This is a genomic window from Sphingobacterium sp. UDSM-2020, from assembly GCF_016132525.1.
Classification (GTDB): domain Bacteria; phylum Bacteroidota; class Bacteroidia; order Sphingobacteriales; family Sphingobacteriaceae; genus Sphingobacterium; species Sphingobacterium anhuiense.
In genome coordinates this window covers 5,280,864-5,306,561 of sequence record NZ_CP066166.1, presented here as the reverse complement: position 1 = coordinate 5,306,561, position 25,698 = coordinate 5,280,864, and the positions used below count along the sequence as shown (strand labels likewise).

20 protein-coding genes and 2 tRNA genes are annotated in these 25,698 nt (G+C 35.8%); 8 read left to right on the top strand and 14 right to left on the bottom strand.

Translation table 11 applies throughout. From position 1 onward, the window contains the following. Positions 1–60 precede the first annotated feature (60 nt). The 3 genes from recQ (at position 61) to JAZ75_RS22370 (ending at position 4,348) form a co-directional block, all read left to right on the top strand. On the top strand, positions 61–2,250 hold the full coding sequence (gene recQ, locus JAZ75_RS22380) for a DNA helicase RecQ (RefSeq protein ID WP_132773128.1): 2,190 nt from the start codon (positions 61–63) through the stop codon (positions 2,248–2,250). Positions 2,251–2,265: 15 nt separating this feature from the next. Beyond that, positions 2,266–3,081, top strand: coding sequence for a 3-deoxy-8-phosphooctulonate synthase (kdsA, locus tag JAZ75_RS22375; RefSeq protein ID WP_132773126.1), 816 nt, complete (start codon positions 2,266–2,268; stop codon positions 3,079–3,081). Positions 3,082–3,256: 175 nt separating this feature from the next. Further along, positions 3,257–4,348, top strand: a complete 1,092-nt coding sequence (locus JAZ75_RS22370) for an SGNH/GDSL hydrolase family protein (RefSeq protein ID WP_208698650.1) — start codon at positions 3,257–3,259, stop codon at positions 4,346–4,348. A 188-nt stretch (positions 4,349–4,536) separates the two neighbouring features. Here JAZ75_RS22370 and JAZ75_RS22365 read toward each other — a convergent pair whose 3' ends face one another. Next, complete coding sequence (locus JAZ75_RS22365; protein ID WP_208698648.1) at positions 4,537–5,718, bottom strand: NAD(P)/FAD-dependent oxidoreductase; 1,182 nt, start codon at positions 5,716–5,718, stop codon at positions 4,537–4,539. Positions 5,719–5,993: 275 nt separating this feature from the next. Here JAZ75_RS22365 and JAZ75_RS22360 point away from each other — a divergent pair, with 275 nt between their 5' ends. Beyond that, positions 5,994–6,215 (top strand): hypothetical protein, encoded by a 222-nt coding sequence (locus tag JAZ75_RS22360; protein ID WP_021187960.1) that lies wholly within the window; start codon positions 5,994–5,996, stop codon positions 6,213–6,215. 62 nt (positions 6,216–6,277) lie between these two features. Here JAZ75_RS22360 and JAZ75_RS22355 read toward each other — a convergent pair whose 3' ends face one another. The 12 genes from JAZ75_RS22355 to JAZ75_RS22300 form a co-directional block, all read right to left on the bottom strand. Next, a complete protein-coding gene (locus JAZ75_RS22355; RefSeq protein ID WP_208698646.1) occupies positions 6,278–7,600 on the bottom strand; it encodes a serine hydrolase domain-containing protein in 1,323 nt (440 codons plus the stop codon). 383 nt (positions 7,601–7,983) lie between these two features. Beyond that, a complete protein-coding gene (locus JAZ75_RS26055) occupies positions 7,984–8,208 on the bottom strand; it encodes an HAAS signaling domain-containing protein (RefSeq protein ID WP_232789299.1) in 225 nt (74 codons plus the stop codon). Position 8,209: 1 nt separating this feature from the next. Next, positions 8,210–8,542, bottom strand: coding sequence for a PadR family transcriptional regulator (locus JAZ75_RS22345; protein WP_021187958.1), 333 nt, complete (start codon positions 8,540–8,542; stop codon positions 8,210–8,212). A 270-nt stretch (positions 8,543–8,812) separates the two neighbouring features. Further along, a complete protein-coding gene (locus JAZ75_RS22340; RefSeq protein ID WP_183912090.1) occupies positions 8,813–9,454 on the bottom strand; it encodes a DNA alkylation repair protein in 642 nt (213 codons plus the stop codon). 474 nt (positions 9,455–9,928) lie between these two features. Next, positions 9,929–11,038, bottom strand: a complete 1,110-nt coding sequence (locus JAZ75_RS22335; protein WP_208698644.1) for a hypothetical protein — start codon at positions 11,036–11,038, stop codon at positions 9,929–9,931. Positions 11,039–11,209: 171 nt separating this feature from the next. Beyond that, the gene (locus JAZ75_RS22330) at positions 11,210–11,734 is read right to left on the bottom strand and encodes a hypothetical protein (RefSeq protein ID WP_168126985.1); all 525 of its coding nucleotides are present in this window, start codon (positions 11,732–11,734) and stop codon (positions 11,210–11,212) included. Positions 11,735–12,188: 454 nt separating this feature from the next. Next, positions 12,189–12,743 carry an RNA 2'-phosphotransferase gene (locus tag JAZ75_RS22325; RefSeq protein WP_208698642.1) on the bottom strand — a complete coding sequence of 185 codons (555 nt, stop codon included), beginning with the start codon at positions 12,741–12,743 and terminating at the stop codon, positions 12,189–12,191. Between the two features lie 221 nt (positions 12,744–12,964). Next, positions 12,965–13,648 (bottom strand): ankyrin repeat domain-containing protein, encoded by a 684-nt coding sequence (locus JAZ75_RS22320; RefSeq protein WP_208698640.1) that lies wholly within the window; start codon positions 13,646–13,648, stop codon positions 12,965–12,967. A 152-nt stretch (positions 13,649–13,800) separates the two neighbouring features. Then, complete coding sequence (locus JAZ75_RS22315; protein WP_132842246.1) at positions 13,801–13,932, bottom strand: Arm DNA-binding domain-containing protein; 132 nt, start codon at positions 13,930–13,932, stop codon at positions 13,801–13,803. A 594-nt stretch (positions 13,933–14,526) separates the two neighbouring features. Then, positions 14,527–14,616 (bottom strand) — tRNA-Ser (locus tag JAZ75_RS22310). 483 nt (positions 14,617–15,099) lie between these two features. Further along, positions 15,100–15,186, bottom strand: a tRNA-Ser gene (locus tag JAZ75_RS22305). A gap of 132 nt (positions 15,187–15,318) precedes the next feature. Next, positions 15,319–17,433, bottom strand: coding sequence for an HD family phosphohydrolase (locus JAZ75_RS22300; RefSeq protein ID WP_208698638.1), 2,115 nt, complete (start codon positions 17,431–17,433; stop codon positions 15,319–15,321). Positions 17,434–17,603: 170 nt separating this feature from the next. Between JAZ75_RS22300 and rpe the strand changes: the two genes are divergently transcribed. From rpe to JAZ75_RS22280, 4 genes are all read left to right on the top strand, one after another. Further along, on the top strand, positions 17,604–18,284 hold the full coding sequence (gene rpe, locus JAZ75_RS22295) for a ribulose-phosphate 3-epimerase (RefSeq protein ID WP_208698636.1): 681 nt from the start codon (positions 17,604–17,606) through the stop codon (positions 18,282–18,284). A gap of 454 nt (positions 18,285–18,738) precedes the next feature. Further along, positions 18,739–21,501 (top strand): bifunctional aconitate hydratase 2/2-methylisocitrate dehydratase, encoded by a 2,763-nt coding sequence (locus JAZ75_RS22290; RefSeq protein WP_132842248.1) that lies wholly within the window; start codon positions 18,739–18,741, stop codon positions 21,499–21,501. Between the two features lie 59 nt (positions 21,502–21,560). Beyond that, a complete protein-coding gene (locus tag JAZ75_RS22285) occupies positions 21,561–23,828 on the top strand; it encodes an aconitate hydratase (RefSeq protein ID WP_208698634.1) in 2,268 nt (755 codons plus the stop codon). A 61-nt stretch (positions 23,829–23,889) separates the two neighbouring features. Next, positions 23,890–24,780 (top strand): hypothetical protein, encoded by an 891-nt coding sequence (locus tag JAZ75_RS22280; RefSeq protein WP_208698632.1) that lies wholly within the window; start codon positions 23,890–23,892, stop codon positions 24,778–24,780. A gap of 42 nt (positions 24,781–24,822) precedes the next feature. On the opposite strand, the gene JAZ75_RS22275 is transcribed toward JAZ75_RS22280, so the two are convergent. Continuing rightward, on the bottom strand, positions 24,823–25,659 hold the full coding sequence (locus JAZ75_RS22275) for an MBL fold metallo-hydrolase (RefSeq protein WP_132773083.1): 837 nt from the start codon (positions 25,657–25,659) through the stop codon (positions 24,823–24,825). Positions 25,660–25,698 lie beyond the last annotated feature (39 nt).

The window sequence follows — 25,698 nt, the reverse complement described above, 5'->3', positions numbered from 1 at the left end:
AAATAGGTTATTTTACAGATTTTTTGGTCATTTATCTATCTTATTTTTGCCCGAGGCTCGATGGAAATAGAAAAATCACTTTTCGACAATTTACAAGATTTTTTTGGTTTTGATACTTTTAAGGGGGATCAAGAAGCAATCATAACAAATGTACTACAGAGAAAGGACACATTTGTCATAATGCCTACTGGGGGTGGTAAATCCATCTGTTACCAGTTACCGGCATTGATGAGTGAGGGGACAGCGATTGTCATTTCACCGTTAATTGCCTTGATGAAAAACCAAGTTGATCAGCTTCGCGCATTTGGCGGAGAGGATAGTATTGCTCACTTTTTAAATTCTTCATTGAACAAAGGTGATATCATGCGTGTCAAACAGGATGTTACAGCAGGGAAAACAAAATTACTTTATGTAGCACCAGAATCGCTTTCGAAATTGGAGAATGTCGAGTTTCTGAAGCAGATTACGGTATCTTTTGTTGCTGTCGATGAAGCCCATTGTATCTCCGAATGGGGACATGACTTCCGTCCGGAATACCGCAAGATTCGTCAGGTTATTAATGGTATAGGTGAAAAAATACCCATTATTGCATTGACAGCTACAGCTACACCTAAGGTGCAGTCAGATATTCGTAAGAATCTTCAAATGAATGATGCTATGCTCTTTAAATCTTCATTTAACAGAGGTAACTTATTCTACGAAGTAAGGCCGAAGAAAAATGTCGTTAAAGAAATTGTTCGTTTTATAAAAGGACAGTCTGGTAAAACAGGTATCATCTATTGCTTGAGCCGTAAGAAGGTTGAAGAAATTAGTGAAGTTCTTAATATCAATGGAATCAAAGCACTTCCTTATCATGCTGGATTGGATGCGAAAACACGCGCCGATACACAGGATAAGTTTTTGATGGAAGATGTCGAAGTTATCGTAGCAACGATAGCATTCGGTATGGGTATTGATAAGCCCGATGTACGTTTTGTGATTCACCATGACATTCCAAAATCTATGGAAGGTTATTACCAAGAAACTGGTCGTGCTGGACGTGATGGTGGAGAAGGTCTATGTTTAGCTTTTTATTCGGAGAAAGACGTTGAGAAATTAACGAAATTCATGAAGGATAAGCCCGTTGCTGAAAGGGAAATCGGAACACAAATTTTAAAAGAAGTTATTGATTATTCAGAATCTGCAGTCTGTCGTCGTAAACAAATTCTACATTATTTTGGTGAGAATTTTGACGAAACCGGATGTAGTAATATGTGTGATAATTGTCGTGCTCAAAAAACTTATTTTGAAGCAGAACAATCGTTATTTGAAGTTCTTTCTTTTATTAAAGAACAAGGTGAAAACTTTGACGATCTACACGTGATCAATGTCATGGTGGGTCAGAATAATCAACCTGTTTCTGCTTATAAACATGATGAGCATCCTTTGTTCGGAAAAGGTAAAGATAAAGGAGTAGTGTATTGGGAATCATTGGTTCGTCAAGCGGTGCTCAATAACTTTCTAGCAAAGGATATTGATCATTATGGCTTATTAAAGATGACGGACATTGGTCGTCATTACCTGGAAAATCCGTATGCACTGAAATTTGTGATGAACCGTCCTTTGGATTTTTCAGATGATTCATCATCTGAAGATGCTGGACATTCAACAGGCGCTTTAGATACGGAGCTATTGAAAATGCTGAAAGATCTTCGTAAAAAGATTGCGAAATCAAAGTCACTTCCTCCGTTTGTTATTTTTCAAGATCCATCATTGGATGAAATGTGTACGCATTATCCCGTCTCATTGGACGAACTGAAACAGATACAGGGTGTCGGTAACGGCAAAGCGGTTAAATTTGGCGCTCAGTTTGTAGAATTGATCAAGGCGTATGTCGAAGAAAATGATATTGATCGCCCGGTAGATTTAGTTATAAAAGGTACAGCAAATAAATCAGCGCTTAAGGTCGCGATTATTCAAAATATAGACCGTAAAATTGGTTTAGATGATATCGCAGCCGCAAAAGGAATTAGCTATGAAGAATTGTTGAAAGAAGTAGAAACAATTGTAAATGCTGGTACCAAACTTAATATCGGATATTTCGTTGATGAGATGATCGATCAAGATCGTCAAGATGAAGTCTACGATTATTTTAAGCAAGCAGATTCGGATTCTATTGATGAAGCTTTAAAAGATTTAGGTGGAGATGATTATTCGTATGAAGATATTCAACTGATGCGAATAAAGTTCATGTCTGAATTAGGGAATTAGAAACGCATATATTAAATGATAAATACAGTACTACCTCAAATTAAAAATGGAGATTCGACGAATTTCTTTTTAATGGCAGGACCATGTGCGATAGAGGGAGAAGAAATCGCTTTAAGAATCGCAGAGAAAATCGTAACCATTACAGACCGCTTAAATATTCCTTATATATTTAAAGGATCTTACCGTAAAGCAAATCGTTCGCGTGTTGATTCTTTTACAGGAATAGGTGATGAGAAAGCTTTGCGTATTTTAGAGAAGGTTGGTAAAACATTTGGTGTACCCACTGTAACAGATATTCATGAAAGTCATGAAGCAGCTTTAGCTGCAGCATATGTTGATGTCCTACAGATTCCAGCTTTTTTATGCCGCCAAACAGAATTGCTTGTTGCAGCAGCGCAGACTGGAAAGGTAGTAAACATTAAAAAAGGACAATTTTTAAATGCAGCATCGATGAAGTTTGCTGTTGATAAAGTTATTGACTCGGGCAATAAGAACGTGTTATTAACAGATCGCGGTAATACATTTGGTTACCAGGATTTAATTGTTGATTTCAGAGGAATTCCAGAGATGAGAGGTTTTGGTGTACCAACTATTATGGACTGTACACACTCTTTGCAACAGCCAAATCAAACTTCTGGCGTAACGGGTGGTAAACCTGAATTGATAGAAACGATCGCAAAAGCTGCAATAGCAGTTGGAGCTGATGGTTTATTTATTGAGACTCATCCAAATCCAGCACAAGCAAAATCTGATGGCGCTAATATGCTACATTTAGATTACTTAGAAGACTTAATGGAAAAGTTAGTTCGTGTAAGACAAGCTATTCTTTAATTAAAGAGCTTTTATCATAAAGAAAAGTCATCGTTCTAAACGATGACTTTTTTTTATGCACTTATTTCTTGTTGCCTCGATGAATTCTTTATGGCAACTAAAGTAATTCGAATGATACAAAAGAATTATTTCTATTTATCCTGATAATTGGTAGATTTGGTTTTCAATCTAAATTATGAAATTAAACTTAGTTTTATCTTTTGCCAGTCTATTTGTTGCTTTTAGTTCATTTGCTCAACAATCGATCAACTGGAATGATCCGCTTAAAAATAAGGTGATTCAAGGACGTATCCATACGGAAGAATTACCGAATTATTACCGTTTGCCCGAGAGCCTGAAAAGTCAGGTGCGATCTCCTGTATGGAGCTTAGGTACCAATAGTGCCGGTTTGTATGTTGACTTTCAGACCGATGCGGAAGCCATTAAAGTACGCTATAAAGTAAGCGGATCTTTAAATATGCCACATATGCCTACGATTGGTGTTAGTGGTGTCGATTTATATGCGCAAGATGATAGGGGTAATTGGAACTGGGCATTTGGTAACTATAATTTTGCTGATACGGTAACTTATAATTACAAAGCATTAGGCAAAAATTCAAATTTTACGTATCGCTTATACCTCCCTTTATACAATACAGTGGAATGGTTGGAAATAGGAGTAGGGTCTGATAAGAGTTTTAAATTTGTTGTTCAAGAAGGTAAGCCAGTTGTTGTTTACGGAACTTCAATCGCTCAAGGCGCATGTGCTACTAGACCTGGATTAGCCTGGAGTAATATGCTAGGTAGAGCTATTAAAAACCCAGTCATCAATGTTGCTTTTTCGGGCAATGGTCGTTTAGAACAACCTATTATCGATCATATCAATCAAGTGGATGCAGCTGTTTTTATATTGGACTGTATTCCAAATCTAGCTTTAACGAAAGATAGAACTGCACAGCAACTGGATTCTTTACTGTCTAATGCAGTTGTCGAAATTCGAAAAAAACATCCGAAGACACCGATTATTGTTACCGAGCATAGCTCAGGATTTAATAACGCCATCTTCAATTTAGATATTAACGAAGAATATAAAAAGAGCAGTGCTGTCGCTAACCAATTTGTAAATCGTATTAAACAATCTGGAGATAAAAATCTCTATCTATTAACAAATAGGGAAATTGGTTTAGATATTAATTCAACCGTAGATTCTGCTCATCCAAATGATATCGGAATGAAAAAAATAGCCGATGCTTATCAAAAATTGATCAATAAGGTTGTTAAAAAGTAAACGTAGTTTTATTGCGACCAAATGGGCCATTATCATGATTCATTAGCGTCCAATTGCTAGCATTAGATGCTTAATTACAGTTTGTGTTATAGCTGTAATTAAGCATTTTTTATGTGCGTCAAGTTAGAATCCTATTCATAGAAGGGACTTGGAGCATAAGTTCGTCCTCCTTGCGGTAATCAAAACCTTTAAATTGTTAAAGGGTGATTTTTACTGATCGATGTAGCAACCCAAACACCTGTACTAAAACAAGCTTGTAGCAGATATCCGCCTGTTGGTGCTTCCCAGTCTAGCATTTCGCCGGCACAGTATACCAAAGGAAATTTATGTAATGAAAGGTCTTTATTCAGTTCATTAAAGGGTATACCGCCAGCTGTAGAGATCACCTCATCTAAGGGTCTTAATCCTGATACTTGGATAGGGTAGTTTTTAATTTGCTGTACCAGCGCTATTGGATCTGTGAAAGTTTGTTTATCCAATTTCTTTAATAGCGCAACTGCAGTGGATGAAAGTTTAAGTTTATTTTTTAATAGTGAGCTTATATTTCCGCCAGATTGCATCTGCTTTAAAATTGCATCTAATGACACATTGGGCTTGAGATCAATATGAAGTGTGATCGGGAATTCGTATGGTCTGCTGTAGCGGTTCATATAATAGAGCGGACTCCCTTCTATTCCATAGGTTGTAAATACAATTTCTCCTAATTTACTCGTGCCGTTAAATACAACCTGAATGTTTTTTAACACCTGTCCCTCTAGATCGCTCAGGTCATTGGTCGTATTATATCCCGAATTGGCCGCTTGTAAAGGGGTAATGTTTATCTTTTTATTTGTCAGAATCGGAATCCATGAAGCATCTGATCCTGTTTTTTTCCATGAGCCACCACCTAGTGCCAAGATGAGCTGACGATAACTTTTGCGGACAACTTCTTTGTTGTGCAGCAATGTGACAGAATCTAGATCAAAATCCACGAAACTGTACTCATAGTTAATGATGACTCCCAGTTGGTTGAGATGATCTAGCCATGCTTGTAAAACTTGGATGGGTTTTATATGTTTTTCGGGAAATATTTTTCCAGAACTGCCAACATATGTCGGAATTCCGATTGATGAAAGCCATTCCACAGTAGCATTATTATCAAAATGGCGTATGATCTTTTGGATTTCCGCGGCATCATATTGAGTAACGAAGTTTTCTATTTGCTCACTATGCGTTAGGTTAAATCCGCCATGACCAGCGACTAAGAATTTTCTTGCCGCAGCTTTATTTTTTTCATAGATGTGTACCTGATAACCTCTTGTTGCCAGTTGTTGCGCAGCCATCAGTCCAGCTGGACCAGCACCAATGATGATAATAGGATCTTCGTTCATGATCTGCAAAAATAGGCATTTACGACTAGGAATAAACTAAATTGAACCGGAAATATAAATACGGGCCTATATAGTGTGGATGTTTACCGCAAATCTATGATCATCTGTTATGATAGTAGGATTTTCTATTTTTAAATTTAGCTGTTGTTTAGTGCGACATTACCATAGCTAGTAAGAAAGCTTTCGTGTCAATTTTTCTCAAGAGAATAGGGGAAAATTATGAATTGGAATAAGAATTTGATTTTTGTATATTTAGTTAAAAAATATATCTTCATATGGCTAAATCAATTAAACTAACTCAAAGGGTTAAAAAAGGTGATGAAGTAGTAGAAAGACCCATCTTTTTTATAGCCGAAAACATTGTTCATTTTGTTCAAAATGAATATCAGGGAAGATCCTTGACTACTATATTTTGTATTGTTTCGTCAACGCACGGAACGACGTCTTTTGATGTTATTGAAACGGCAGAAGAGGTTGATAGATTGATCAATTTGTAATAACTGAAAAACCCGACCTATTGTCGGGTTTTTATTATTCAGGATGTCCTCTGGATAGAAACTTATTTTTCTTTATTAAAGATGTATTGTCCACCACCTTGTTTAAGAATCATTACGTTCTCTGAAGGTTTAAATTCGAGTACAATTCCAGCCTTATCAAATTTGAATATATTTTCCGCAGTACATTCAAGTTGCATGGATGCTTGTCCGTCAGCTTGCGCAGTTAAATTTTTGCCATCATTGGTAATTGTTATTTTTATGGGTATTTGAGCGGATGCATAAACTCCGTTATACTTTGCCAGTTCCTCAGCATTTATTTGATATGTTGAAAATTCGGGAATTTCAAAAGGTTTACCGAATATGGCATTCAAAACAGTCACAGCTACTTCATTATTGTTATAATTGGAACCGTTTGAAGTCAGTGCAAAAGATATGTGATCGCTCGGAAAGTAAGAAAATACTGCGGTGAACTTATCTATTCCGCCACGATGACCAAATCCTTGCTTGTCGTAAAAAGGTTGTTTAAAAAGTCCCAGACCATGTCCATCTTGGATGTTTTCCATTAATGCCAGACTTTCGGCTTTTAATATCTTTCCTGAAAAAAGGGCGTCGCTAAATTTTATCAGATCAAGCGGATTAGAAACGATTCCTCCAGCTCCTAAAGGAATTGATGTGTCGGTTTCTTTGGCAACTTTCCAGTTATCTTCAAAGGTATATGATTTTGCCTCATTATTTGAAGTATTAATTGAACCTCCAAAATAAGTATTTTTAAGCGAGAATGGATCAGTAATACATTTTTTCAAAAGTGTTGCATAGGGCGTTTTGTAAGTTTTCTCAAGAATATAGGTTAATAGTACATAGTTTGAATTGCTATATTCCGATTTTGTATCAGGTTGAAAGTCCGAACCTCCCTTTTCAATAAATGCCATCATTTCCTTTTCGCTTTTGGGAGTATAGCACCAGTTGATGTAATTTTCATCATCCGTAAAGTCATGGACACCACTTCTATGGCTAAGCAAATGACCAATTGTTATGGCAGATGCGTTTGTTAAGGAAGGAAAGAATTTATCAATATGTTGAGCGAGGTCCAGTTTTTTTTCCTCAACTGCTTTCATGATCAGTACTGCAGTAAACGTTTTAGAGATTGAACCGATTCTATATTTGGTATTAGCATTAGATCTGGTATTATTTTCATAATTGGAATAACCTATGGATCTACTGTAGATAATTTTTTCATTTTTCGACACTGCAACAGTTCCCATAAATTTATTAGCTTTCTCCAGGGAGCTGAAATACAAATCGAGTTTGTTCGTGTCAAATTGTTGGGCATTTGTCAATGTCGAAACAAAAAAACAGGATAACAAGAAGAGATATTTTTTAATCATAACGGTTTGTGGTTTATATTTTTTTTCAATTTTAACAGTAAGGTTAATAGTATATATAATGTGATCGAGGCTACAACCATTAAAGGGATAAACCAATTTCCTAAGCGCTCATATTGAAGATAACTGACACCATCTGAATTATTATATTGCCCGAGTATAAAGATGTCCTTTGCACGATAAAAGAGTCCCACGTGATCCGGGTCGATCAGTTTAGCAATGATTAAAAAAAGAAATCCAAATAAAAATAGATATAGTATTGCAAATATTATATAGGAAATTCCGTTGCTAATATTTAATGTTAAAGCTTTCACTATTTCGAGAGGATTGAAAGTACGTGTTGCTTCCTCCAGTTTCTTATTTGCTACCAGAGGTTTTAGAAATTCTTACGGTTGTCCAAGTTTTTCTAAAATATCTAATAAATGTTCCACTTCGTCCCGACCATTGGGATTATCTGAAAAGCCTTCGAAAAGATGACTGTTTATCTCCAGTAAAATTTCCTGTTGATTTTGTTCATTTAATACCTTAACAGTATTTCGGACACGTTTAAGGTAATCTCGGTATATCCGTGTACAATTCCTGTTTTCAAATTCTATTTCTTTAAACTTCATATTAGATTGAATTGATGGTGTCGTTTAATGTGATCCAGTATTTTTTCATCTCTTCGGCTGTTTCCTGACCTAAACTTGTGATGTTGTAATATTTTCTGGGAATTCCTGAATTTTGTTCTACCCATTTATAGTCAACAAGTTTTTCATCTTTAAGTCTGTTCATCAACGGATATAATGTGCCCTCCGCGATTTCAATGGCCGTCCTTTTTTTTATTTCGTTAATTAGATCATAGCCATAATATTCACGCTTATCCATTAAGATCCTTAAAACAACAAAAGATAAGGTTCCCTTTTTGAGCTGTGAAGTCCATTTATTTACAAAGTCATTATCCATGGAGCTAAGCTAAAGAAAATACATAGTATAACAAAGTACTTGGTTTAAAATTGTTTATTTTTTTTTTGAATTGATATTTGATGTAGGATTTAGAGGTAAACTATTTTTGGGGTAACCAGCGTACGATTTCTACAGCGATATGGAGTGATTCAATAGTTGATTTTAGTCGTGAGCACTAAAAATAGCAATAGCGTTAGGATAGGAGATTATTAGTGATCCTATCATAACGCATTGTATTGATCTAATTTGGATTTGAAATTGTTAACTGGATTATAAATTTCGTTTGTTGCTTTCTATAGCAATGAATTCTGGTAAATAATTTGGTGTACAGCCTTTTGATACCATATCACCTTTGTAGAGGCCTGTTTTTTCTCCGATTGCAATACACCGATCTCGGTATTGTTTTTCATAAACGCCAATCCATCCTGCTAGGAAATTCATTGCCCATTGTACTTCCGGTTCTTCTCTTGCAATTTTGGCTTCTATTTCATTTAATAATTCTAGTGAGTTAGGAGGAGGTATTTGTCCTGTCCATCTTAAACGGGCTTGGTAGTACCAGAATATCCGCCTTTGTAGCGGTGATACACTATTTTGCCAGGATTCAATAAGTGCAATCGTTTTTTTGTCTTTAGTCAGTTGGTTTGCCATAAGCCAATCCATAAGCTGATTCCGTTCTTCGGGTGGATGCATAAGCATATCCTGATCGAGCTGATTGACGGTGTCTTGTGAAATGCGCTTATTATCCATAATCAGAATGGCCAATAGCCTTGCTAAAAAATCAGGTGTAGACCATAACTCCAGTGCTAATTCGTGATCTTTTTTGATCTCCTTCGCAATTTTTCTTAAGTCTCCGAGCTTAGTTGTTGTGCTGATCTGACTTAGAATATGCGCTGTTTTTGACGAAAGTTTCATGACAATTCTTTTTAATATTGAATACCTAGAAATTCAACGTTAAGTTATCAAAAACAATTTACTCTTTTTTAACGAATTCCTTGACAATAATTATGGATTCTTACCAATTTGTAGTGCAATAGGGTATTAAGCTATTTCATTGTTTATGTGCTTTCTTAAAACTTACGTTTACAAAACGTCCATAAACAACAAAACTTTGGCTACGGATTCCTGATCAATCCTTTTTATAATCAAGGACATCGGTTGATTGCTCATGATGGAGGCTTTTTTGGAGCTAAAGGTGGGGCGTGGAAATACGAAAAAACTATTTAAATGAACCCAAAGGGGAATAGTAGAACAATTCACAAAGTAGTTCATTTCATCGAGACCCTAGATGACCAAATTTAAGGGTCTCGTTAGATCTCTTTAAAGATGAGAAGTATTGAAAAAAAACGATAGGTGTATAAAAGGCAAATCTTGTTGGTCGATCGTTTTTTATTTTTTTATTTCAACAAAAATAGATTGTGCATATCCGTTTTTTGTACCATCAGTTAGGTTTTTAGCAACCCCGTTTATCCATAATTTCGCCACATCTCTGTCGTTATCATTTTTTTCATATCCTCCGATGTAAATATTATTGTTGTTTACAAAAACTGAATTAGCAACAGCGTGATGTTTTCCATCTGTAATGGATTGTACTTTTCCATTTATCCATAATCTCGCCACTTCAACACCATTAATATTTTCACTACCAACTATATATGTATTATTGTTCCAAATATATATGGATCTTGCATATGAATCATTTAGGCCATCAGACAAATTTTGAGATTTTCCATTTTTCCATAATTTGGCTATATATTTATCATTTTCTATCTCATATCCCACAACATAAATGGTACCATTTTCAACAAATAACGAGAGCGCATAAGCATCATTTAATCCATTACTAAGATTTTGTGGTTTTCCGTTTTTCCAGATTTTAGCTACGCTATTATTTCTGTAATGTTTACTTTTATTTCCGGTTTGTTCGTGTCCACATATATATTCATCTCCTTTATATACAAAAATCGAAGCATCATCTGTTGGGTTTTCTCCATTTGTTATATCAGTATAAACACCATTCTTCCATACTTTAATCATATAATTTTTTGTATTATACTGAGCACCAAGAATATAAATATTGTTCTTATCTATAAACAAAGAACTGGTATGAGCAGCAGTTTTACCGTTTGTTAATTTTTGTATTTTTCCATTTTTCCAAATAGTTGCAACGTATTCATTATCAAGTATAATTGATCCTACAATATAAACATCATTGTTGTTTACAAATACGGATTTAGCATCTGAATATAGTTCACTGTTTTCTAAGTGAATGTCTTTACCATTTTTCCATAGTTTTGCTACGTGTTTCATGCCTACCTCGTCTGCAATTTCTTCTATTGAAGATTCAAACTTGCTATCATTGTATTCGTACCCTACAACATATATATCAACCTCATTTAAAGTTTTACTTGTATCAGTTGATATTTTGCTTGTTTTACAAGACATTAATAAACTTACAATTGAAATAGTGAATGATAATTTTATAAAAGACGAATTCATTTTACCTTATTTTTAGCTTTTATTATTTTATTTATTGAAATGTCGCCCAATGTCTTACAGCTTGTCGATTGTGGAGAATTGTACGCAATTCCGCTCAAATTATTACTGAAGATTACTAGAATTACTCATGCTGAAATTTAGCAGTTGAGCTCCACTATAGTTAAATCGATGTTAGCAATTTTTTTTATTTATTTGCTTCTTAACAGTATTATAAATTTCATTTTTGTCTGACTTAGACAAGACATTTAGCGCGGTCAATATTTTTCGTCCTGAACTTGTTTCTATTTCTAAATAGTTTCCTTTCCAGAAATCTTCTACATAATATATATTAGTAATTTTTGAATAATGTAAAAGTGTCAATGGATTTAGGTCAAAAGATAATCTTTCAAGTTTATTACCTCCTGTAATTTCCTTAAAATATAATCCCTTGTCATCAGTTTTTGCTCTAATGATTTTACTTCTATATTTTATAGTAATATATCCAAAAAAGATGAAGCCAGCTCTGAAAAGCAATAACAATATCGAGACAATAAAATGCATTATGCCTCTGAAATCAATAATCATGCTTTGAAAGTTATTCCAAAATGACCTTTTTATATCAAACCCAATAAATGTTGTGGCAATGCCCATAATTATAAAAATTACTCCTATAGTTATGGACCTAAAATTAGATAAATAATAACTTTTCACTTCCATTTATTATCTTTTTCCCTTCTATGGTGTTTCTTAAAATTACCTCTAACTCAAAAATTGATGCAATGCATATTTTGTTTTATTAGACTTATTTTAGTTATCAATATACCGTAAATTCATGAAATATCTAAAATCCAACATCAATATAACGACGTTAGTGTATCAAAAGTGTTGATGAAATTTACAACGCTTACAAACCCTAGCTTTATAATTAAAACGAGTAGGAGGACTGTTGTTATTCGCACGGGATTGTTTTTAAGCTGACGCAAAACGTTACGGTGCTTTACGCAATGGCGGATTTCGGAGCCGAAACTTTCAACTCAAATACAAATTTCTACCAAAGCACAAAACTTGAAGTATGTACATTCTGCCCACTATTGTCATCTGCGATGTAATCATTAAAACAAAAAAAAGACAAGATGTGATACCCCATTGCTTGTTACCAACTTTTATTATTTTATTCGTCATTCGACTTTAAATATCTTGCAGGTACATGGTCAGTCAGCCAAACACCATTGGCCGAAATGAAAAACTGAAAATTGTCGGTGTACATTTTTTCAGCAAGGACTTTAAGTACAACAGGCTTTCCATGTCTTCGTCCAACTTTAATTGCTGTTTCAATGTCGCTACTCAAATGAACGTGCTGTCTGCTCCGCTTTTCAAGTCCTTTGTCAATTATTGATTGTACTGATTTTTCGCTTGTTCCATGATATAGAATTTCAGGTGGTTTTTGGCTCTCGTAGCCTAATTCAATTTCTATTGAATGTCCTTGACTTGCTCTTATTTTGTCAAGCGTTTCATTAAAAGCAAATCTCTTTTTTGGATTTGTCGCAACAATATAGTTAAGTGTATCTCGGTCGAAACTTATACCATTTTCGTTTGCCTTTTCAATTAATTCTTTAACGTCGGTCCAACCATTTTGGTCAAGTTGAATACCAATTGTTTTAGGTTGGTGTCTTAGTACCAAACTTAAAAACTTGCTTATATGTGTCAGTTGTTTATCGCTTGTCATATTATTTTGTATAGATGAGGAAATACTCTTTCAATTTTATTTCTGTCAATTAGGTCTATTAGCTCCAGATTGTTCCAATCAATTAACACCAATTTACAACTTTCGCCTGATTCATAAAGTGCATCTAAAATTTTAATAAAATGGTCATTTGTTATTTTGCAGATTCGCGATACGCTTGCGACTATCGATTCGGCAAAACCCTTGTATGTGAAGGCATAATTTTATTCGAAAATTTGGTCAATTAAATTTTTGTAACTTTCATAAACCGTATTTCCTCTTTTGCTAACACTTGGTAAATCAAATTCAGTAATTTTCGTTATCTTGAATAGTTCAAATATCGGATGTAAATCATCTAATGTTTGTTTAACAAGTGGTCTCTTATTGTCAAAATGATAATTTGCAATACGATTACATATAAATTCGCTAGCACTTATTTGATAATTACTAGTTGAATTAGATGAATGAATGTCAGCACCTTTTTCTATTAGTAATTTCATAATTTCAAATGCCTCTCGATATTTTTTTGTCGGTTCACTTTTAACCGTCCATTGGTCTTTTTTGAATAATCCTAAAAAGCCAGAATTATTTTGAGGACTATATTTAGGAATGTAAATTTCATCTCTTGAATTGGCAATAACTGCTTCAATTGCGAAATGTAAAACCGGTTTTCTCCAATCTTCATCTTCAATTTCTGTTTCCATAAATTTTACATCAGCTCCACGTTCAATTAGTAGTTTAGCTATGTCAAAGTTTTCAGTTTTAATTGCAGTCTGTAAAGGAATTTCTCCATCATCGCGTTTCGATATTCCTTTTGCAATACAATTTACTAATTCGGGATTTTTGTTGAGAATCTTAGAAATTTCGTTAATTTCTTTTTTCCTTATTGCACTAAATAATTTTTTCATCGTCCAGTCTATCGATTATGCTTGGAAATGTTAGCAGATAACTCAAAAAATGACGCAATGCATATGTTGTTTTGTTAAACCTATTTTAAGTTGTTAATATACTTTAAATTTATGAAATATCTAAAATCTAACATCAATATAGAGACGCTCTTTTACTTGCTTTCTTTGGTCGAGAATTCGGTTCGTTTACCTTGTATGGTTATGCGGACATAAATGGGATGTAGTCCTGCTTTGTTAGCTTTTACAGCACGGGTATACATGTAGATAGTAACTTGATTGCTCATTGTGGTGGTGTTTTATTTCAATATTCAATTTATTCTATTGGATATAAACTGTCAAGATGTTCAGCATCTGGTCATGTCATGCCTTTGTGCGGTATTCATCTAGCGGTTCATTTTAGCGAGACCCTAGCTAGCCAAATTTTAGGGTCTCGCTAGAAATGAGAAGTATTGAAAAAAACGATAGGTGTATAAAAAGAAAAACCCTATAAATCCTTGAATTTATAGGGTTTTGATATATTTTCTTTATCAGGATGCGGAAGAGGAGGGATTATTTCATGATCCCAAAAAGGGGGGCTTCAATACAAAACAAAGCCATTTACTCCGTTCATTAGTTTTATTGTTTATATACTTTTTTTTAAAACTTACGTTTACAAAAGTCCATAAACAACAAAGCCCTACTATTAGTCGGGCTTTATTTTGTCTTGGCGGAAGAGGAGGCATTATTTTCATGATCCCAAAAAGGGGGGGCTTCAAGACAAAACAAAGCCATTCACTCCGTTCATCACTTTTGTTGTTTATATACTTTTTTTTAAAACTTACGTTTACAAAAGTCCATAAACAACAAAACCCGACTAATAGTCGGGCTTTGTTTTGTCTTGGCGGAAGAGGAGGGATTCGAACCCTCGGTACCGTTTCCAGTACGACAGTTTAGCAAACTGTTCCTTTCGGCCACTCAGGCACTCTTCCTCGTTTTGACAATGCAAACATAAGGCAATTATTTTATTTTTGCAAAGTCTAGAAACGCCTTTTTTATCCTTTTATTGATTTTTTTTTATGAAAGTCGATAAATAGCAAAAATCGCACTTATCAGCAGGCTTTATTTTGTCTTGATGAAGGGATTATTTACTTCATCATGAATGGAGATTGTTATTCCTATAAAATTTGACGATCCTCTTCGCCCATTATTTTACTGTACATCGACTTTCTTAAAATCGATTTTTACAAACGTATATAAACAACAAAAGCCGACTATAAGTCGGCTTTTATTTTGTCTTTGCGGAAGGGGAGGGATTATTTTCATGATCCCAAAAAAGGGGGGCTTCAATACAAAACAAAGCCATTCACTTTGTTCATTACTTTTGTTGTTTATATCCTTTTTGTTAAAACTAACGTTTACAAAAGTCCATAAACAACAAAACCCGACTATTGTCGGGCTTTGTTTTGTCTTTGCGGAAGGGGAGGGATTCGAACCCTCGGTACCGTTTCCAGTACGACAGTTTAGCAAACTGTTCCTTTCGGCCACTCAGGCACCCTTCCTCGTTTTGACATTGCAAACATAAGGCAATTATTCTATTCTGCAAAGTCAATTTTATAAAAAAAATACAAAAAATACGTAAGGTTATAGTAAGCGATTGTATGTCAATTTATTGCTTACAGAATAATTTTCACTTATTTTTTCTTGCTGAGATCGTAATCGACCCGAACATGGTAAATGCTCTTCAACATTGCCTTGAAAATGGTTGCAGATTCTGTGATTTCCTTTAATGTAATATTACTATTTGCAAATTGATTCAGCTTCAGCTTATGCTCAATAATTTTATCGACAAGCGTATTAATAGAATCTTCCGTATGTTCTTTAAGAGCTCTAGATGCTGCTTCTACGGAATCTGCCATCATTAGTACAGCTGTTTCTTTCGAATAGGGAATAGGCCCAGGATATTGGTACAAAGATTCATCAACTAGTTTGTCGGGATTATTCTTTATAAATAAATTATAGAAGTAATCGACTTTTGTCGTACCGTGATGCGTTTTGATGAAATCGATTATAACATCTGGAAGCTGATTTCTTTTTGCAATCTCAACGCCCTTTATAACGTGTGAAATAATAATTTGTGCACTCTGTTCAGGTGATAATTCATCATGCGGATTCTTTTCTGTTTTTTGATTTTCAATAAAGAATTGCGGGTTTGTCATTTTACCAATATCGTGGTAAAGTGCACCTGCCCGTACTAAGAGAGGATTTCCGCCAATTCGGTAGATAGCCGCTTCAGCTAAATTGGCTACTTGTAAGGAGTGCTGGAAAGTACCAGGGGCTTTAAATGAAAGTTCACGCAGAAGCTTTGAATTACTGTTGGTCAATTCCATTAATGTCAGATCAGATACGATTCCAAATAGTTTTTCAAATGCGTATACTAATGGGTACGCCATTAATGTGATCATGACACTGACCACAAAAGGGATGACGTCCATGACGTTAATGGTACTTAAGGATCCGTTACGTGTGAGTAAAAGTCCAAAATAAGCAATCAAGTAAGTCGCGAGTATAATGGCTGACGAGATGAAGAATTGTTCTCTCTTTACTAATGTTTTGATACTGTAAATCGCCACGATTCCAGCCATGAATTGCAGAAATACAAATTCATACGAGTTCGGAACAAATAGCGCTGCCAGTAGGACCATGAGTAGGTGAATATTCAAAGCTACCCGGGAATCAAATAAGATGCGAATAATGATCGGAACTGAACAGAATGGAATGTAGTATAAATTAGGAATTTTAATCTTAATGGCCCACGACAAGACGGCAAGCATGCCGATGATCACAATCATAATGATTGATAGCAGGCGATTGTTGTAATAGATGTCTTTTCTGAAAAGATATAGAAATACCATCAGAATACATAAAGCAAGAGAGATAATCAAAAATTGCCCCAGTGTAACGTAAATCTGATTGCCAGAGATTTTTCCTTCGTCCTCATAAATCTTGCGTAACGATTCTAGTTTCTGATAGGTTTCATTACTGATAATTTTATCCTTTTCAGCAATTAATTCTCCCTTTTGCACAACTCCCCGAGTAGAGGAGATATTTGCTAAAGCATTTTGTTCCAGTCGCTCTGTCTGTTGATCATTGTAAACATAATTTAGGGTAATGTAGTTTTTTAATGTCTCTAAGAGCCATTTCTTGTACAAGATCTTTGACGAATTGCTTAAGACTGAATTGGCGTATTCATAAGAAGATTCGATTGTATAACAATCTGCCGTATTTTTTTGAGTGGCGACTTTATCTTGTATCAAGGTAAAATTATATTGCTTTGCAGCAGGACTCTTGTCGTCATTTCGGTTTTGAAAACGATTATTTAAAGACAGGATGCCTCGGTCGTAGAGATGCGTTAATATGGCATTTCCGACGGCACGGTAATCCTGTATTTTTTGAGGAGTAGTGTCTAATTTATTGGTTTGCCATTTTTCAGCTAGATCAGTTTCAAATTGATCGATCTGTTCCCTACTGATGGTCGAATTAACGTCATAGATAGGTTGAATGGTTTTAAGAATGTTTTTCTTGTCTTCATTTAGTTCCTCCTGTGTTTTGAGTATCGCAAAATTATAGGGAGAAATTAAGTTTTCGTGATCCCAGACTTTTCCTTTCTGAAATTCATAGCGAAAGCGAGCCTGCTTTGGAAGGAAGATACAAATAAGAATGATGGTTGCCAATATTAAGCTTATCTTACGAATAAGGTTAAGATTAGTGTCGGACTCACGATTATATTTAATTTTTAATCTACTCACGGGGTTGAATTGTAGTTGGATAATAAAAAATTACTCAAACAAATGTACTTAAAAATGCGCTATTATAAAGCTCATTGTCATTACGAGGTCAGGTTATGTTTAATTTTTTTGATTTAAATTCGGGCTATCCGCAAGACTTAATTATCTTTGCAAAAACAAATCAAAGACTCATGTCAAGTAAAAAGCATCTTATTGCACCTTCAGTTTTGGCAGCGGATTTCGCTAAATTGTACGATGATATTATAATGGTAAACAATAGTGAAGCCGATTGGTTTCATATTGATATTATGGATGGCGTGTTTGTGCCAAATATTTCTTTTGGTTTTCCAGTAATGCAGGCAATCGCTAAACATGCTACAAAACCTTTAGATGTACATTTAATGATTGTAGATCCTGATCGTTATTTACAGTTATGTAAAGATTCTGGAGCTGCTGTTATTACCGTGCATTATGAGGCTTGTACACATTTACATCGTACGTTAGCAGCGATTAAGGAATTAGGTTGTAAAGCTGGGGTCGCTTTGAATCCGCATACACCAGTTTCTTTATTGGAAGATGTGATTGCAGATTTAGATTTAGTGTGTTTAATGTCTGTAAATCCAGGTTTTGGCGGGCAGAAATTTATTCAAAACACCTACAGTAAAGTAAAACAATTGCGCGCTATGGCAGCAGGTGTGAATGATGGATTATTGATTGAAATCGATGGAGGTGTCGGAGTAGGTAATGCAGGCGCTCTTTTACAAGCTGGCGCAGATGTGTTGGTAGCGGGAAGTTCTGTGTTTGCAGCAGCAAATCCAACACAGTCAATAGCTGATTTGAAAGCTGTTGATATTCAATTGAAAAATATTTAGTTAAACTAATATATTGGCTATAAAGGGAGATCGGATATGATTTCCCTTTTTTTGTGGGTTATTTCCACATTATATTTAATCTTAGCGTCAAAATTTACTAATTTCTTACCCTAAATATTTTAAATTTAAATAGTCAAGTGTCTGTATTTTAGCATGTTGTTTCGATATTTTATTTTAAAATAAATGTTGTTTAGAATATTTCCAAATTAAAGCAATAAGTCTTATTGGTACGTATTAACCGTTGATTTTTAGTATTTTTGTAGTACGAGATGAGAAGTTTTTTTAAATGAAAACAGATCGTCAAAATGAAAGAATTGTAGAGTTAAATTTAAGCACCGGCTTGCAGTGCATTACTGATGTTTTTTTAGCTTAATTATTAAACGTGTGGTAGTATCAGGAGATAATATTTGATATTTTTTGTATTGCCTTTAAACATATAAAAGATTTATATACTATGAGTATTTACAACGATTACGTACAAGAGGTTGTAGAACGAAAAGGTGAAGGTTTAAATCCTAAACCAATTGACGGAGCAGAATTACTAAGTGAAGTTATTGCTCAAATTAAAGATTTGAATAACGAAAATAGAGTCGAGTCTCTGAAGTTATTTATTTACAACACTTTATCTGGTACGACTAGTGCGGCTGGTGTAAAAGCAAAGTTCTTAAAAGAAATTATTCTTGGTCAAGAGACTGTTGCAGAAATTACACCTACTTACGCATTTGAGTTGTTATCTCATATGAAAGGCGGTCCTTCTATTGAAGTACTTCTGGATTTGGCGTTAGGTAATGATGCAGCTATTGCTAAGCAAGCTGCTGAAGTTCTTAAAACACAGGTTTTCCTTTATGATGCCGATACAGAGCGTCTAAGAGAAGCATTTAACAGCGGTAATGCAATTGCGAAAGAGATTCTTGAAAGCTATGCCCAAGCTGAATTTTTCACGAAACTTCCAGAGTTACCAGAAGAAATAAAAGTTGTAACTTATATTGCAGGTGAAGGTGATATCTCTACGGATTTACTGTCTCCAGGTAACCAGGCGCACTCGCGTTCTGATCGTGAGCTACATGGAAAATGTATGATCACTCCAGAAGCGCAGCAAGAAATCAAAGCTTTACAGGTACAATATCCAGACGCAAGCGTTATGCTTATTGCTGAAAAAGGTACAATGGGAGTGGGATCTTCAAGGATGTCAGGTGTAAACAATGTGGCGTTATGGACAGGTAAACAAGCAAGTCCTTATATCCCATTTGTAAATATTGCTCCAATTGTTGGTGGTACGAATGGTATTTCTCCAATCTTTCTGACAACGGTAGATGTTACCGGTGGTATTGGAATTGATCTTCAGAACTGGAAGAAAAAAGTAGACGAAAATGGTCAAGTTGTCCGTAATGAAAATAATGAACCTGTTTTAGAAGAAGTTTATTCTGTTGCTACAGGAACAGTTCTTACAATCAACACGAAGACTGAAAAATTATATAATGGAGATCAGGAATTGATCGACATCTCTAAAGCGCTTACTCCTCAAAAAAGAGAGTTTATAAGAGCAGGTGGCTCATATGCAATTGTATTTGGTAAAAAGATCCAAACGTTTGCAGCTGGAGTTTTAGGGATTTCAATTCCGACTGTTTTTGCTCCTGCAAAAGAAATTTCTATTGAAAATCAGGGCTTAACGGCTGTTGAAAAAATCTTCAATAAAAATGCTGTTGGTTCAACTCCAGGAAAAGTGTTACATGCTGGTTCTGATGTTCGTGTTAAAGTGAATATCGTAGGATCTCAAGATACAACAGGTTTAATGACCGCTCAAGAGTTAGAGGCCATGGCTGCTAAAGTTATTTCTCCTACAGTTGACGGTGCGTATCAATCAGGATGTCACACAGCATCTGTATGGGATAAGAAAGCGCAAGCTAACATTCCTAAGTTGATGAAGTTTATGAACGACTTCGGATTAATCACTGCACGTGATCCTAAAGGAGAATACCATGCCATGACTGACGTTATTCACAAGGTATTAAACGATATTACGATTGATGAGTGGGCGATTATTATTGGTGGCGATTCTCATACACGTATGTCTAAAGGTGTTGCTTTTGGAGCTGACTCTGGAACTGTTGCCTTAGCATTAGCTACGGGTGAGGCGTCTATGCCGATTCCTGAATCCGTTAAAGTAACTTTCAAAGGCAGTATGAAACAGCACATGGATTTCCGTGATGTGGTTCATGCGACACAATCTCAAATGTTACAGCAATTTGGTGGAGAGAATGTGTTCCAAGGTAGAATTATCGAGGTACATATCGGTACACTTCTTGCCGATCAGGCCTTTACTTTTACAGACTGGACTGCAGAGATGAAAGCAAAAGCTTCGATCTGTATCTCCCAAGATGAAACGTTAATTCAGTCTTTAGAAATCGCTAAGAGCCGTATCCAGATCATGATCAATAAGGGTATGGAGAATAAAAATCAAGTATTACAGGGATTGATCGATAAAGCTAATAAACGTATCGAGGAAATTAGAACAGGTGAAAAACCAGCTTTATCTCCAGATGCAAATGCTAAATATTATGCTGAAGTCGTGATCGATCTTGATATTATTGATGAGCCGATGATTGCCGATCCTGATGTTAACAATGTTGACGTTTCAAAACGTTATACACATGACGCAATTAGAGAACTTTCTTATTACGGCGGTGACAAAAAAGTAGACTTAGGTTTCGTAGGTTCTTGTATGGTACATAAAGACGATTTAAAAATCGTTTCTCAAATGCTTAAGAATGTGGAGAAACAACTTGGTGTTGTTAAATTTAATGCACCTTTAGTTGTCGCTGCGCCTACTTACAACATCATTGATGAATTGAAAGCAGAAGGAGATTGGGAATACTTACAGAAATATTCGGGTTTTGAATTCAGTGATGCTTTGCCAAAAAGTACTGCACGTACAGAGTACGAAAATATCATGTATTTAGAGCGTCCAGGTTGTAACCTTTGTATGGGTAACCAAGAAAAAGCGGCAAAAGGTGATACGGTAATGGCTACTTCAACCCGTCTTTTCCAAGGTCGTGTTGTTGAAGATAGAGACGGTAAAAAAGGAGAATCTTTATTAGCATCTACTCCAGTGGTTGTGCTTTCTGCTATCTTAGGTAGAATTCCAAACGTTGAAGAGTACAAAGCTGCTGTCGAAGGTATCAACTTAACTAAGTTTGCGCCTATCTCGACAAAGTAGAAAAAACTAATATTGAAGTTTTGGTAATTAACTAAATTAATATCATAAATTAGAAATATATGGCTTTTGATATAGAAATGATTAAAAAGGTCTATAGCCGTTATGAGGAGCGTGTAAACGCTGCTCGTAATCTGGTTAATAAACCTTTAACCCTATCTGAGAAAATTTTATATACTCACTTATGGGATGGTAATGCAACTGAAACATACGATAGAGGTGTATCTTATGTAGACTTCGCTCCAGACCGTGTAGCGATGCAAGATGCGACTGCACAAATGGCTTTATTGCAATTTATGCAAGCAGGTCGTCCTCAAGCGGCTGTTCCTTCGACTGTGCACTGTGATCACTTGATTCAGGCAAAAGAAGGAGCTCAAGTGGATTTACAAAGAGCAAATACAGAATCAAAAGAGGTTTTTAATTTCTTGGGTTCTGTTGCAAATAAGTATGGTATCGGATTCTGGAAGCCTGGAGCAGGTATTATTCACCAAGTTGTCTTGGAGAACTATGCTTTCCCTGGTGGTATGATGATCGGTACAGATTCACATACTGTTAATGCTGGTGGTTTGGGTATGTTGGCTATCGGTGTCGGTGGTGCTGATGCATGTGACGTGATGGCTGGTTTACCTTGGGAACTGAAATTCCCGAAATTGATCGGTGTTAAATTAACAGGTAAGCTAAGCGGATGGACGTCTCCTAAAGATGTTATCTTGAAGGTTGCAGGTATCTTAACCGTTAAAGGCGGTACTGGTGCTGTTGTAGAATACTTCGGTGAAGGGGCTCAATCTATGTCTTGTACGGGTAAAGGTACCATCTGTAACATGGGGGCTGAAATTGGTGCTACGACATCTACTTTCGGTTATGATGAGTCAATGGAACGTTATTTACGTGCAACTGACCGTGCGGATGTTGCGGATGCAGCGAATGCTGTTAAAGAACATTTAACTGCGGATCCTGAGGTTTACGCAAATCCTGAGCTATATTTTGATCAAGTTATTGAAATTAATTTATCTGAATTAGAACCTTCTTTAAACGGTCCTTTTACACCAGATTTATATACTCCAGTTTCACGCATGCGTGAAGAAGCGGCTAAAAATGGCTGGCCTACAACAGTAGAATGGGGATTGATCGGTTCATGTACAAACTCTTCTTATGAGGATTTGTCACGTGCTGCTTCTATCGCTAAACAAGCGGTTGATAAAGGTTTAGTAACGAAGGCAGAATTTGGTATCAATCCGGGTTCTGAGCAAGTTCGTTATACTGCTGCTCGTGATGGTTTATTAAAAACTTTCGAAGATCTGAATGCGACGATCTTTACAAATGCTTGTGGTCCATGTATTGGTATGTGGGACCGTGTTGGTGCTGAAAAACAAGAGAAAAATACGATTGTTCACTCGTTCAACCGTAACTTTGCTAAACGTGCCGATGGTAACCCAAATACATTTGCTTTTGTAGCTTCACCGGAAATCGTTGCTGCAATTGCCATTTCGGGTGATTTAGGTTTCAATCCATTGACAGACACCTTGACAAATGCTAGGGGTGAGCAGGTTAAATTAGACCCGCCTACAGGTGATGAATTACCTTCAAAAGGTTTTGCTGTAGAGGATGCAGGTTATCAAGCTCCTGCGGCGGATGGTTCATCGGTTAAGATTGATGTGGATCCAAATTCTGATCGTCTGCAATTATTAGAGCCTTTTGCGGCTTGGGAAGGTACAGACTTGAAAGGTTTGAAATTATTGATCAAAGCTAAAGGTAAATGTACAACTGACCATATTTCTATGGCTGGTCCTTGGTTGAAATACAGAGGTCACTTGGATAACATCTCGAACAATATGTTGATTGGTGCTGTTAATTACTTTAATGAGAAAACAGATTCCGTTAAAAATCAATTGACAGGTGAGTACGGACCAGTTCCTGCAACGCAACGTGCTTATAAGGCTGCCGGTATCGGATCTATCGTTGTTGGTGATGAAAACTATGGTGAAGGTTCTTCACGTGAGCATGCTGCCATGGAGCCTCGTCATTTAGGTGTTCGTGCAGTGTTGGTTAAATCTTTTGCTCGTATCCACGAGACAAACTTGAAAAAACAAGGTATGTTAGGTTTAACTTTTGCTAATAAAGAAGATTACGATAAAATCCAAGAAGACGATACAATCGACATCTTAGGATTGACAACATTTACTCCAGGGCAACCGCTAACGTTAGTACTTCACCATGCAGATGGAACGGAAGATCAGATCTTAGCTAACCATACTTACAACGCTCAACAAATTGAGTGGTTTAAAGAAGGTGGTGCTTTGAACATTATACGTAAAAACCAAGCAAAATAATTTTATTTGCTTATCAACGCATAACCCGGTACTTTTGTGCCGGGTTTTTTTTGACAACAATATGAATAAATTTTTATTAGCCTTAAGTGCGCTAACTTTATCTGCTTCTTCTTTATTTGCGCAAGATAATAGTAATGAATCTCCTGCAAAACCAATTGCTAAGAGTATTTTCAATCCGAAATATTCCCGTACAGAAAGTAATAAGGGAAAGTTTTATTTTCACTGGGGTTATAATTTTTCATCTTATGGTAAGAGTGATATCCGTTTTAAAGGAACCGGATATGATTTTACATTAATGGATGTAAAAGCGGCAGATAGACCGACTAAACTGTCTATGACCTATATTAACCCGGCAACGATCTCGATTCCGCAGTTTAATTTCCACTTCGGTTATTTTATAAAAGATAATTATTCGATTTCGCTAGGTTGGGATCACATGAAATATGTTGTTGATATTCCGCAGACGGTAAGAATTAAAGGACATATTAGTCCTGAGATCTCTGAACCAGGTATCCCAACATATGGCATGGCTGGAACCTATAATGGGGAACAGGTTACTTTGGTTGATTCGGTATTGCAATTTGAGCATACCGATGGTTATAATTTTGCCTCTGTCGCTTTAGAAAGACATGATGATATCTGGGTTTCCAGAACCGGAAAGTCTTACTTGTCGATGGAAACAGGTGCCGAACTAGGTTTATTGGTTCCTAGAACTGATGTTCGTCTGTTTGGAGTTGGAGAGAATAACTATTGGAACATTGCCGGCTACGGTGCTGCTGCAAAAGTAGGTTTGCAGTATCATTTTTTTAGAGGATTATATCTTCAAACGAGTTTTAAAACAGGTTGGACAGACCTGAATAATATTCGTACAACGGGTAGAAATAATATAGATAAAGCAAGTCAATCCATATGGTTTTTCGAGAACTATTGGGTCCTTGGATTTAAATTCTAATAAAGTAAAAATGGGATGATCTAAAAATCATCCCATTTTTGTTTAAATATCAGAAAGTTGAAAACTGTCTTTGAGCCGTATTCCTTTTTCTGTATGCTGTAAGGTACAGCAAGCATTCACGGCGTCATGCTCTAAGAAAAGTATATATTCTTGATCGACAATCTCTTCCCAATAATTTTTCCTTTCTTCCATGGTTGTCAATGGTCTTACATCGTAACCCATCACATACGGAAGGGGTATATGTCCCACAGAAGGAAGTAAATCTGCCATATAAAGAATTGTTTTGTCTTTATATTTGATCTGGGGCAACATCATTGACTCTGTATGTCCATGGGCATATCTGATTTGGATATCTGGTCCAAACGGATTTTTTTCTTTTTCGACAAACTTGAGTTGTCCGCTTTCTTGTATCGGTTTTATATTTTCTTCTAGAAAAGAAGCTTTTTCTCTTGGATTTGGATTTGTGGCCCAGTTCCAATGTTCGGCATTACTCCAGTAATTCGCCTTTGTAAAAGAAGGCCTCAGTTTTTCACCTTCGCGGACTATAGCACCCCCACAGTGGTCAAAATGCAAGTGTGTTAAAATAACATCGGTGATGTCTTCTCTATTAAATCCATATTTTGCTAAAGACTTGTCAATGGAGTTGTCTCCGTGTATATAATAATGTCCAAAAAATTTCTCAGACTGTTTGTCTCCGAGTCCAGTATCGATAAGAATTAATTTTGCGCCATCTTCTATAAGTAATAGGCGATTGGTCCAGGTGCACATATTATTTGCATCGGCAGGATTTGTTTTGTGCCATATGGATTTTGGAACCACACCGAACATGGCACCTCCATCTAATTTGAAGTTCTGCGTTTCAATTGTATAAAGTTGCATGATATTCTCTTTTTACTATTTACACGAATATACTAGTTT

Coding starts and splice junctions, on each gene's coding strand:
- recQ (WP_132773128.1), top strand. CDS start 61: ATGGAAATAGAAAAATCACTTTTCGACAATTTACAAGATTTTTTTGGT.
- kdsA (WP_132773126.1), top strand. CDS start 2,266: ATGATAAATACAGTACTACCTCAAATTAAAAATGGAGATTCGACGAAT.
- JAZ75_RS22370 (WP_208698650.1), top strand. CDS start 3,257: ATGAAATTAAACTTAGTTTTATCTTTTGCCAGTCTATTTGTTGCTTTT.
- JAZ75_RS22365 (WP_208698648.1), bottom strand. CDS start 5,718: ATGAACGAAGATCCTATTATCATCATTGGTGCTGGTCCAGCTGGACTG.
- JAZ75_RS22360 (WP_021187960.1), top strand. CDS start 5,994: ATGGCTAAATCAATTAAACTAACTCAAAGGGTTAAAAAAGGTGATGAA.
- JAZ75_RS22355 (WP_208698646.1), bottom strand. CDS start 7,600: ATGATTAAAAAATATCTCTTCTTGTTATCCTGTTTTTTTGTTTCGACA.
- JAZ75_RS26055 (WP_232789299.1), bottom strand. CDS start 8,208: ATGAAGTTTAAAGAAATAGAATTTGAAAACAGGAATTGTACACGGATA.
- JAZ75_RS22345 (WP_021187958.1), bottom strand. CDS start 8,542: ATGGATAATGACTTTGTAAATAAATGGACTTCACAGCTCAAAAAGGGA.
- JAZ75_RS22340 (WP_183912090.1), bottom strand. CDS start 9,454: ATGAAACTTTCGTCAAAAACAGCGCATATTCTAAGTCAGATCAGCACA.
- JAZ75_RS22335 (WP_208698644.1), bottom strand. CDS start 11,038: ATGAATTCGTCTTTTATAAAATTATCATTCACTATTTCAATTGTAAGT.
- JAZ75_RS22330 (WP_168126985.1), bottom strand. CDS start 11,734: ATGGAAGTGAAAAGTTATTATTTATCTAATTTTAGGTCCATAACTATA.
- JAZ75_RS22325 (WP_208698642.1), bottom strand. CDS start 12,743: ATGACAAGCGATAAACAACTGACACATATAAGCAAGTTTTTAAGTTTG.
- JAZ75_RS22320 (WP_208698640.1), bottom strand. CDS start 13,648: ATGAAAAAATTATTTAGTGCAATAAGGAAAAAAGAAATTAACGAAATT.
- JAZ75_RS22315 (WP_132842246.1), bottom strand. CDS start 13,932: ATGAGCAATCAAGTTACTATCTACATGTATACCCGTGCTGTAAAAGCT.
- rpe (WP_208698636.1), top strand. CDS start 17,604: ATGTCAAGTAAAAAGCATCTTATTGCACCTTCAGTTTTGGCAGCGGAT.
- JAZ75_RS22290 (WP_132842248.1), top strand. CDS start 18,739: ATGAGTATTTACAACGATTACGTACAAGAGGTTGTAGAACGAAAAGGT.
- JAZ75_RS22285 (WP_208698634.1), top strand. CDS start 21,561: ATGGCTTTTGATATAGAAATGATTAAAAAGGTCTATAGCCGTTATGAG.
- JAZ75_RS22280 (WP_208698632.1), top strand. CDS start 23,890: ATGAATAAATTTTTATTAGCCTTAAGTGCGCTAACTTTATCTGCTTCT.
- JAZ75_RS22275 (WP_132773083.1), bottom strand. CDS start 25,659: ATGCAACTTTATACAATTGAAACGCAGAACTTCAAATTAGATGGAGGT.